The sequence below is a fragment of the Chitinimonas sp. genome (genome assembly GCF_041904975.1).
In the GTDB taxonomy this organism is placed as follows: domain Bacteria; phylum Pseudomonadota; class Gammaproteobacteria; order Burkholderiales; family Chitinimonadaceae; genus Chitinimonas.
The window spans coordinates 1-8960 of record NZ_JAYRLZ010000176.1; the positions used below are offsets into that span (position 1 = coordinate 1).

Below are 8960 nucleotides of genomic sequence, written 5' to 3' on the forward strand. Positions count from 1 at the left end.
CCCGGGCCTCGGTGAGCGGCTCAAGCTTTTCCAGCTGGCGCGCTTTTATCGCGCCGCCGGCATGCTGTTGCAGGGCGGTATTCCGCTGGTGATCGCCTTCGAGCGGGTGGCCGAATTGCTGCACCCCGGCCTGCGCGCGCCGCTACTCAAGGCGATTGGCGCGCTGCGCCAGGGCCAGCCGCTGGCCGACACCCTGGCCACCGCCGGCCTGACTACGCCGGTGGCGCTGCGGCTATTGCGGGTGGGCGAGCGCACCGGCCAACTCGGCGAAATGATGGAGCGCACCGCCGCCTTCCACGATGAAGAGCTGAGCCGCTTTATCGATGCCGCCGCCAAGCTGGTGGAACCGATCCTGATGCTGCTGATGGGTGGCTTTATCGGCATGATCGTGCTGCTGATGTATCTGCCGATCTTCGACCTGGCCGGGAGCCTGCAATGAGCACCAGCCCGCCGCTGGACACCCTGGGACGCAAGCTCAGTGCCGAGCAGCTGGCGCGCGCACGCATGACCGCCGAAACCGGCGGTCTCTCGCTGCTTTCGGCCCTGGTGGCCCAGTCCAAGTCCAGCAAGGAGGCGGTGCTGGCCGCGCTGTCGAGCACCCTGCGCATTCCCCTGGTGCCAGCGCAAAAGCTGCCCGACCTGAGCCCGGATTTCTCGCGCCTGCCGTTTGCCGATGCCATGGCGCGCCTGTGCCTGCCGGTGCGGCACAAGGACCGCACCATCGCCATCGTCGCCGACCCCTTGCAAGCCGGCCTGATGCACTGGCTGGAGCACAAGCTCGATGGCGCCTACCAGCTGGCGCTATGCGACGAAGAGCCGCTGCGCGAGCGCCTGAGCGCCCTGGAAGAAGGCCGCCGCGCCATCGATGGCCTGCTGCCGCAAGCCGACGGCCGCAAGCGCGGCGAAGCCATCGAGGTGATCAATCTGGCGCGCATTGCCGAAGAGAGCAGTGCGGCGGTCAAGCTGGTCAATTCCACCCTGTATGACGCCCTGAAAAGTGGCGCCAGCGATATCCATATCGAGAGCGAGCCCAATGGCTTGCGCGTCAAATACCGTATCGACGGCGTGCTGCACCCTGCCAGCACGGTAAATGGCGTGGAACTGGCCGAACAGGCAATTTCGCGGCTGAAGATCATGAGCGAGCTCGATATCGCCGAGCGGCGCGTGCCGCAGGATGGCCGCTTCAAGGCATTCATCCTCGAGCGCGAGGTGGATTTCCGGGTGTCGATCATGCCCAGCATCCACGGTGAAGACGCGGTGCTGCGCGTGCTGGACAAGCAGGCGGTGACCAGCCAGATGGAAGGTCTCACCCTGGAAAGCCTCGGCCTTGACGCCGGCACCCGCGCCACCATTCGCTCCCTGGCCAGCGAGCCCTATGGCATGTTGCTGGTGACCGGCCCGACCGGCTCCGGCAAGACCACCACCCTGTATGCCGCGCTGTCGGAAGTGAATACGCCGGAAGAGAAGCTGATCACCATTGAAGACCCGGTGGAATACCAGCTGCCCGGTGTGTTGCAGATTCCGGTCAACGAGAAAAAAGGCCTGACCTTTGCCCGCGGCCTGCGCTCGGTGCTGCGCCATGACCCGGACCGCATCATGGTCGGTGAAATCCGCGACGGCGAAACCGCGCAGATCGCGGTGCAGGCAGCGCTGACCGGTCACCTGGTGCTATCTACCGTGCACGCCAACAGCGTGTTCGATGTGATCAGCCGCTTTCTGCATATGGAAGTGGACCGCTACAGCCTGGTATCTGCCCTTAACGGCGTGCTCGGCCAGCGCCTGGTGCGACGGGTGTGCCCGCATTGCGCCGAAGCCTACCGCCCGCCGGCCGACCTGTTGATCGCCTCGTGCATCCAGCCGGCCTGGATCAAGCAGTTCCGCTTCCGCATGGGGCGCGGTTGCGCCCAGTGCCGCCAATCCGGCTATCTGGGCCGGATTGCCATTGCCGAAGTGCTACAACTGAACGATGCCCTGCGCGAGTTGATCCTGCGCGAGGCGCCGATGCGTGAAATCAAGGCGGAAGCGCGCAAAGCCGGCTGCCGGCCCTTGCGCGAGATTGCGCTGGCCGCCGTTGCCCGTGGCGACACAACCTTGCAGGAGATCAACCGTGTCACTTTCGTTCGCTAGCAGCCTCGGCGGCGAATTGGTCATGGTCATCGGCGCCGACAGCCTGAGCGTGATCGAGCTGTCGGGCTGGAACAAACAGCGCATTGCCGAATTCCGCCTGCCCCTGAAGGTGCACGAGGGCGTGCCGCAGTTTGACGGCCTGAACGACTGGCTGGCCGCACGCCGCGCCCGCCGCCTCAGCGTGCGCATTTCCAGCAGCTGGATACGCTTTGCGGTCTTGCCCTGGCAGGCCGAGTTGATCGACGACACGCTCAGCCTCGCCCTGGCGCAAGCCCTGTTTGCCGAGCAATACGGCGAAGCCAGCGCCAGCTGGAAAATCGACCTCACGCCATGCCGCCCTGGGGAAGCGCGCATCGCCAGCGCGGTCGACGCACGCTGGTTTGCCGCGCTGGAAGCACTGGCCAAGCACCACACAATGCAGCTGCGCTCGGTGCAGCCCCTGCTTGCCGCCATCTATAACGGCCTCGCAGACAAGGTGCCCGATGAGGCCCTGCTGGCCGTTGTGGAGCCACGCCGCCTGGTGCTGATCCATATCGAAAACGGCCAATGGCGCCAGCTGTATAACCGCGTGCTGCCCGAGCCATGGGAGCGGCGCCTGCCCAGCCTGATCACCCAGGCCAGCGCCAGCCTCAATGCGCTGAGCACCCCGGTATTCATCGCCGCCCCGCTATTCGAGCGCGGCGACCTTGGCCGCCTGTCTGCCACCTGGCTGCGCCTGCCCGCCCGGCGCGGCTTTGACCCCCGTCGCGATCGCGACTGGGCGTTTTGCCAAGGCTGTTGAAATGCGTCCGATCCAGCTTGATTTTGTACGGCCGCGTTTGTCGGTTTCCCTTGGCGGACTCATGCTGCTGGGCCTGGGCCTGGCTGCCGTGGGCGCGGCCAGCTGGCGGCTCAGTGCGCTTGATGCCGAGCGCGAGGCACTGGAAGGCCGGCTTTTGCGCCTGCAGGCACCGGCCGCGCCGGTCAGCGAAGACGACAGCGCGGCCCTGGCCGCTGCCGACAAGCTCAGTGCGCAGATCCGCCGTCCCTGGGTGCAGCTGTTCATGCAGCTGGAACAGATCCAGGCCAAGGGGGTACGCCTCGGGCAGATCCTGCCGCAGGCCGGCGACAAGGCCAGCGTGCAGCTTGGCGGCGAGGCCGATGACGCCGAATCACTGTATGCCTATCTGCGCCAACTGCGCCAGGAAGGCGGCCTGCACGAGGTGTATCTGCTGGAACAGCATTGGGATGGCGAGAAGGAAGTGTTGCGCTTTCAGGTACAGGCGCGCTGGCAGGCCGGCGCCAACCCGGAGGTGGCGCCATGATGATGGTGTGGCTGCGCTATGCATGGGCACGAGCCGGCGCTGCCGGTCGCCTCGGCATCTGGTTGCTGCTTGGCGCCGTGCTGCTGTGGGCCATCAAGCTGCGCAATGCCGAAGCCGAACTGGCAGGTGTGCAAGCCAAATTGGCGCAGGCCAGCCAGACGCAGCAGCAAAGCGGCGCCAGGCCGCGTCGTGTTGCCGATTTCTACAAGCATTTCCCCAAGCTCGCCACCCTGCCCGACCAGTTGGCGGCCCTGGATGCTGCCGCCGAATCGAGCGATCTGGCCATCAATGAATCGCACTACCAGCTGCAGCCGGTGAGCGGCCTGGCGCTGCAGCGCTATCAGGTCGATCTGCCGCTGGAAGGCGACTATCCCTCGCTGCGGCGCTTTCTCAACAAGGTATTGAGCGAGGCGCCCAATGCGGTGCTGGACGAGGTGCGGTTCGAGCGCGACGAGCAAAGCGATGTGGTGACCGCCCGCCTGCGGCTCAGCTATCACTATCAGTCCGAACTGCCGGGGGCCAAGCCATGAAGGGGATCAAGCCTTGGTGGTGGGCAGTATTAGCCGTGGTGATCGGCCTGTCGATCTGGTCGAGCCGCCTGCAGAGCGGCGATGATGCGCTGCTGGCCAGCCCGGCACGGCAAGCCGAAGCGGGCAAGCCGCCCCAGCCCGCCAGCACCGTTGCGGTGGCGACCAATACCACGCAGCCTGCCCAAGCGCCGGCCACGAATAGCAATGACCCCTGGCATAGCGCCCTGCATCGCGAGGTGCCCGAGGCCAATGTGGCCGACCCGTTCCGCTCCAGCAAGCCGGCCGAAGCGGCAGAGCCCGCCCCGGTTGACGGCAGCCCGATCGGCAATAGCGGCATCACCATTGCGCCACCACCCCCGCTGAGTCCGCCGTTTCGCTATCTGGGCAAGCTGGAGCGCAATGGCCGGCTCGATATCTATCTCGATTACCACGGCAGCCCCCTGATTGCCCATATCGGCGACAAGCTCAATGAGGGCTGGCAGCTTGACCAGTTCAATGCCGGCCAACTCAGTTTTACCCATCTCGCCAGCGGCGAGAAACACACGGTAGCCCCACAGCCATGACCACCTTCCGCCCTACCCTGCTCGTCTTGAGCATTGCCTTGCTCGGTGCCTGCGCCAGCCCGGTTCAGCGCAATATCGACTCTGCCCACCAGATGCTGGCGGAAGGCCGCAGTGAAGAGGCGCTGCTGGCACTGGAGCAGCTGGCCAAGTCCGATAGCGGCAATGCCGAAGCCCGCCGCGACTGGCTGCGCCAGCGAGATGCAGTGGTGGAGCGGATGCTGCGTGAAGCCGAGCTGATGCGGGTAAGCCTGCGCTTCAGCGAGGCGCAGGGCCAGCTGGAAACCGTGCTGCGCATCCAGCCCGGCAATCTGCGCGCCAAAGGCTTGCTGCAGCAGATCGAGCGCGATATCGCCCATAACGATCTGGTCGACCAGGCACAAGCGGCGCGCCAAGCCAACAAGCCCGACCAGGCGCGCGCCCTGCTCAAGCAGGTGTTGAGCGAGGCACCGCGCCATGCGCGCGCGCGCAAGCTGCTTAGCGAAATCGACACCAGCCGCAATCGCAGCGATCTGTCGCCGCTATCGCCCGACTCGCCCTTGCTGACGCCTGTGACGGTGGAGTTTCGCAATGCCTCGCTGATGAATATTTTCGATGTATTGAGCCAGAGCACCGGCGTCAACTTTGTGTTCGACCGCGAGGTGAAGCTCGACGGCCAGGCCTCCATCCTCGCCCGCGACACGCCGCTGGGCGATGCGCTCAATGTGCTGCTGGCCAGCCAGAAACTGGCACGCCGCATCCTCAACGACCGCTCGGTACTGATCTACCCGGCCACCCCGGCACGCCAGAAGGATCTGGAAGCGCTCAATGTCAAAACCTTCTACCTGAACAATATCGAGGCGAAGGCGGCTGCCGGCCTCGTCAAGACCATCGTCAAGACCCGCGATATCTATACCGACGACAAGCTCAATATGCTGGTGATGCGCGATACGCCCGAGGCGATTGCGGTAGCCGAGAAGCTGATCGCCGCCCACGATATCGCCGAGCCGGAAGTGATGCTGGAAGTGGAAGTGATGGAGATCGGCCGGGAAAAACTGGCGCAACTCGGTGTGCAGTACCCCGATCAGGTATCCCTGTCCTTGCCAACGGCACCGGATGGCAGCAGCCTGAGCCTGGGCGACTTGCGTTCGCTGGGACGCAATGGCTTGAAGCTGACCACCTCCAGCGTCAGCCTGAACCTGCGCCACAATGACGGCGCCAGCGAAACGCTGGCCAATCCGCGCATCCGGGTGAAGAACCGCGAAAAGGCGAAGATTCATATCGGCGACAAGGTGCCGGTGATCACCACCACCACCAACCCGACTTCCGGCTCGGTGGCCGAGTCGGTCGCCTACCTCGATGTGGGCCTGAAGCTGGATGTGGAGCCGCAGATCTACCAAGACGATGAGGTCGGCATCCGCCTCAACCTGGAAGTGTCGAATATCGTCAAGGAAGTGCCAAGCAAGTCAGGCCTGCTGACCTACCAGATCGGTACCCGCACCACCAGCACCGCCCTGCGCCTGCGCGATGGCGAAACCCAGGTGATGGCCGGCCTGATCAAACAGGAAGATATCGAGTCAGCCTCGCGCCTGCCTGGCCTCGGTCAGCTGCCGGTGCTCGGCAAGCTGTTTTCCAGCGAAAAGCGTCAGCGCGCCAAATCGGAGCTGGTCTTGCTGATCACGCCACGCATCCTGCGCACCCTGGCGATTCCCGATGCCAGCCAGACCGAGTTCCAGAGCGGCACCGAGGAAAATGTCGGCAGCGAACAGTTGCGCCTGCCCAAGCAAGGCAGCCAGGTGAGCATTCCGGCAGCCGGTACCCCGGCCCTGCCGGCACCGGCCATTGATCCGGTCACAGCGCCAGTCAGCACGGCGCCGGTCAGCATCGCCCCTGTCACGCCAGCTACGCCACCCGCCACTGCGCCCGCGCCAAAGCCATGAAACGCCAAGCCGGCTTCACGCTGATCGAACTGCTGGTCACCCTGAGCCTGTTGGCGATTCTGGCCAGCGCCGCGCTGCCGCTGGCCCAGCTGCAAGGCCAGCGCGACCGCGAGCAGGCGCTGCGTGCGGCATTGTGGGAGATCCGTGGCGCCATCGATGCCTACAAGCGCGCCAGCGATGAAGGCCGTATCGCCAAGTCGGTCGGCAATAGCGGCTACCCGCCGCAGTTGCGCGTGCTGGTGGAAGGTGTGCCGGACCAGACCTCGCCCGACCAGAAGCGCATCTATTTTTTGCGCCGCCTGCCGCGCGATCCGTTTTTTCCCGATAGCCGGGTGCCGGCCGAGCAAAGCTGGGGCCTGCGCAGCTATGCTTCGCCGCCCGATGCGCCACGGGCCGGCGATGATGTCTACGATGTATTCAGCCTGAGCCCGGCCATCGGCCTTGATGGGCAACCGTATCGATCATGGTGAAGCGCCTTCGCCGCCTGCGCGGCTTTACCCTCTTGGAACTGATGATTGCCATGGCCATCGTCGCCACCCTGCTCACCCTGGTGGCGCCGCGCTATCTGGCCAGCATCGACCGCGCCAAGGAGGCGGTGCTGCGCGACGATCTGCACACCATGCGCAAGGTGATCGACCAGTTCCAGGCCGATCGCGGCCGCTTTCCGACCTCGCTCGATGAACTGGTTACCCTGCGCTATCTGCGCGAAATTCCGGTCGACCCGCTCACCGAGCGCGCCGATAGCTGGCGCATCACGCCACCGCCGGCCGGCATGGGCGGCAATGTCGCCGATGTCCATAGCGGCGCCAGCGGCCAGGCCAGCGATGGAAGCCCCTATGCGAGCTGGTGAACGCGGCTCGGTCTATCTGTGGCTGATGGGCATCCTGGTGGTGATGGGCCTGCTATTGGGCAAGGCGGTGGAAGTACAGGCGAGCCGGGCGGAGCGCCAGCGCGAAGCGATGGTGCTGACCATCGGCGAGGCCTACCGGCAGGCCATAGGCAGCTATATGCAGGCGCCCGGCAGCAATGGCCAGTATCCGACCCGGCTGGAAGACCTGCTCACTGACAACCGCTTTCCGGTGCCGGTGCATCATCTGCGCCAGGCCTACCCCGACCCGGAAACCGGCGGCGAGTGGGTGTTGATCAAGGAAGGCCAGGCCATTGTCGGCGTGCACAGTGCCAGCACCCGCGCGCCGTTCAAGCGCCAGAATTTTCCGGCGCGCTACAAAGACTTCGAAAGCGCCGCCACCATCGGCGACTGGCAGTTCATTTACACCAGAACTGCGGCCAAATCACCCTGATCGGGATCAACGTCGGCCGCGGCACGCCAGGGCGGAATGGGCCGGAATCGCTCCTGCATGAAGGTGAGAAAACTGCGCTGGCGCAAGGGCATGCCGGTGCGATGCGGCACCAGGGCCACCACATCAGCATCGCGCGCTTCCCATCCCGGCATCAGCCGAAGCAGGCGACCAGCGCGCAGATCATCAGCCACATCCCATTCCGAGCGCAGGATGATGCCCTTGCCCGCCAGGGCCCATTGCTTGATGACATCGCCGTCATTGACGCTCATTGCCTGCGATACCCGCACCGATACATTCTCGCCGGCACGCTCGAAGGACCACAGCCCGGCATCCTCGTCATTCTCCTTCAGCACCAGGCATGGTGCGGTGCGCAGCTGGTCCGGATGCTCGAATGGCGGCTGGCTGGCGAGAAATTGCGGTGCGGCGCACAGAAAACGCCGGTTCGGCGCGATCGGATAGGCCACCCAGTCCGAATCCGGCAATTCACCGATATGCACGACGATATCCACACGTTCGCCACGATTGGCGGAAAAACGATCGCTCAACGTCAGGGAAATATCCAGGGCCGGATGCAGGGCATGAAAGTCGGCCACCATCTTGGCCAGATAGCTGCGGCCGAACCCAAGCGGACCGTGAATGCGCAGCGAGCCGGCAATGCGCCCGCTGCTGCCGCGCGTTTCTTCCATCATGCTGTCGAATTCGCGCAGCAGGGCCTGGCCGCGCACCAGCAATTGCTCGCCTTCTTCGGTCAACTTGATACCGCGTGCGTCGCGGTCCAGCAGACGGACGCCGAGCCGGCTTTCCAGCTGTTTGAGCCGTTGCGACAGTGCTGCCGTACTGAAATCCAGCAGTTTTGCCGCAGCCGAAAAACTGCCGGCTTCGGCAATGGCCACGAAGAAGTGAATCGATTGCAGTTCGCTATAGTCGTTCATTGTGTAAAAGACCCAGGTAGCAGGCGATCCGGCCGTAACCGTTCCGCTTTCGCTTCAATGACTTACAAAGCAAAATATATTATCACACCGTCATACATTTACACAGATCAAGCAGGAATGAAATCAGAATGAAACAGCAGGCGAGGAGCGCCCCGTTTCATTTCATTGAACCATCTGTATCAAGTAGGAAGGTGCAGCGCCCCATAGTCATTGCGCAGGGCACTGTGATCCGACAAGTATTCTACGAATTCGAACTGGATCCCGTCGCGATTCAGAAAATACACGCT

General features: G+C 64.2%; 11 protein-coding genes. 10 read left to right on the forward strand and 1 reads right to left on the reverse strand.

The annotated features are described in order from the left end of the window. The 10 genes from ACE3OH_RS15275 to ACE3OH_RS15320 form a co-directional block, all read left to right on the forward strand. A partial coding sequence (locus ACE3OH_RS15275; RefSeq protein ID WP_374354690.1) for a type II secretion system F family protein occupies nucleotides 1–439 on the forward strand: 439 nt, incomplete at its 5' end. Beyond that, nucleotides 436–2127 carry a GspE/PulE family protein gene (locus tag ACE3OH_RS15280; RefSeq protein ID WP_374354693.1) on the forward strand — a complete coding sequence of 564 codons (1692 nt, stop codon included), beginning with the start codon at nucleotides 436–438 and terminating at the stop codon, nucleotides 2125–2127. The genes ACE3OH_RS15275 and ACE3OH_RS15280, both read left to right, overlap by 4 nt. Continuing rightward, on the forward strand, nucleotides 2108–2908 hold the full coding sequence (locus ACE3OH_RS15285) for a hypothetical protein (protein ID WP_374354696.1): 801 nt from the start codon (nucleotides 2108–2110) through the stop codon (nucleotides 2906–2908). The genes ACE3OH_RS15280 and ACE3OH_RS15285 overlap by 20 nt, the downstream gene beginning before the upstream one ends. 1 nt (nucleotide 2909) lies before the next feature. After that, a complete protein-coding gene (locus tag ACE3OH_RS15290) occupies nucleotides 2910–3431 on the forward strand; it encodes a hypothetical protein (protein ID WP_374354699.1) in 522 nt (173 codons plus the stop codon). Further along, nucleotides 3428–3961 carry a hypothetical protein gene (locus tag ACE3OH_RS15295; protein ID WP_374354702.1) on the forward strand — a complete coding sequence of 178 codons (534 nt, stop codon included), beginning with the start codon at nucleotides 3428–3430 and terminating at the stop codon, nucleotides 3959–3961. Before ACE3OH_RS15290 ends, ACE3OH_RS15295 begins: the two co-directional genes overlap by 4 nt. After that, nucleotides 3958–4524 (forward strand): hypothetical protein, encoded by a 567-nt coding sequence (locus ACE3OH_RS15300; protein ID WP_374354705.1) that lies wholly within the window; start codon nucleotides 3958–3960, stop codon nucleotides 4522–4524. The genes ACE3OH_RS15295 and ACE3OH_RS15300 overlap by 4 nt, the downstream gene beginning before the upstream one ends. Beyond that, the gene (locus ACE3OH_RS15305) at nucleotides 4521–6440 is read left to right on the forward strand and encodes a secretin N-terminal domain-containing protein (protein WP_374354707.1); all 1920 of its coding nucleotides are present in this window, start codon (nucleotides 4521–4523) and stop codon (nucleotides 6438–6440) included. The genes ACE3OH_RS15300 and ACE3OH_RS15305 overlap by 4 nt, the downstream gene beginning before the upstream one ends. After that, nucleotides 6437–6910 (forward strand): type II secretion system protein, encoded by a 474-nt coding sequence (locus ACE3OH_RS15310; protein ID WP_374354710.1) that lies wholly within the window; start codon nucleotides 6437–6439, stop codon nucleotides 6908–6910. Before ACE3OH_RS15305 ends, ACE3OH_RS15310 begins: the two co-directional genes overlap by 4 nt. Then, nucleotides 6904–7290 carry a type II secretion system protein gene (locus ACE3OH_RS15315; protein ID WP_374354713.1) on the forward strand — a complete coding sequence of 129 codons (387 nt, stop codon included), beginning with the start codon at nucleotides 6904–6906 and terminating at the stop codon, nucleotides 7288–7290. Before ACE3OH_RS15310 ends, ACE3OH_RS15315 begins: the two co-directional genes overlap by 7 nt. Next, nucleotides 7277–7741 (forward strand): hypothetical protein, encoded by a 465-nt coding sequence (locus ACE3OH_RS15320; RefSeq protein ID WP_374354716.1) that lies wholly within the window; start codon nucleotides 7277–7279, stop codon nucleotides 7739–7741. The genes ACE3OH_RS15315 and ACE3OH_RS15320 overlap by 14 nt, the downstream gene beginning before the upstream one ends. Here ACE3OH_RS15320 and ACE3OH_RS15325 read toward each other — a convergent pair. Further along, the gene (locus tag ACE3OH_RS15325; RefSeq protein ID WP_374354719.1) at nucleotides 7711–8673 is read right to left on the reverse strand and encodes a LysR family transcriptional regulator; all 963 of its coding nucleotides are present in this window, start codon (nucleotides 8671–8673) and stop codon (nucleotides 7711–7713) included. The two genes, ACE3OH_RS15320 and ACE3OH_RS15325, sit on opposite strands and share 31 nt — an antisense overlap. Nucleotides 8674–8960: the final 287 nt, after the last annotated feature.

What these genes read in the sequence shown, in the direction of transcription:
- ACE3OH_RS15280 (WP_374354693.1), top strand. Translation starts at nt 436, where the DNA reads ATGAGCACCAGCCCGCCGCTGGACACCCTGGGACGCAAGCTCAGTGCC.
- ACE3OH_RS15290 (WP_374354699.1), top strand. Translation starts at nt 2,910, where the DNA reads ATGCGTCCGATCCAGCTTGATTTTGTACGGCCGCGTTTGTCGGTTTCC.
- ACE3OH_RS15295 (WP_374354702.1), top strand. Translation starts at nt 3,428, where the DNA reads ATGATGATGGTGTGGCTGCGCTATGCATGGGCACGAGCCGGCGCTGCC.
- ACE3OH_RS15300 (WP_374354705.1), top strand. Translation starts at nt 3,958, where the DNA reads ATGAAGGGGATCAAGCCTTGGTGGTGGGCAGTATTAGCCGTGGTGATC.
- ACE3OH_RS15305 (WP_374354707.1), top strand. Translation starts at nt 4,521, where the DNA reads ATGACCACCTTCCGCCCTACCCTGCTCGTCTTGAGCATTGCCTTGCTC.
- ACE3OH_RS15310 (WP_374354710.1), top strand. Translation starts at nt 6,437, where the DNA reads ATGAAACGCCAAGCCGGCTTCACGCTGATCGAACTGCTGGTCACCCTG.
- ACE3OH_RS15315 (WP_374354713.1), top strand. Translation starts at nt 6,904, where the DNA reads ATGGTGAAGCGCCTTCGCCGCCTGCGCGGCTTTACCCTCTTGGAACTG.
- ACE3OH_RS15320 (WP_374354716.1), top strand. Translation starts at nt 7,277, where the DNA reads ATGCGAGCTGGTGAACGCGGCTCGGTCTATCTGTGGCTGATGGGCATC.
- ACE3OH_RS15325 (WP_374354719.1), bottom strand. Translation starts at nt 8,673, where the DNA reads ATGAACGACTATAGCGAACTGCAATCGATTCACTTCTTCGTGGCCATT.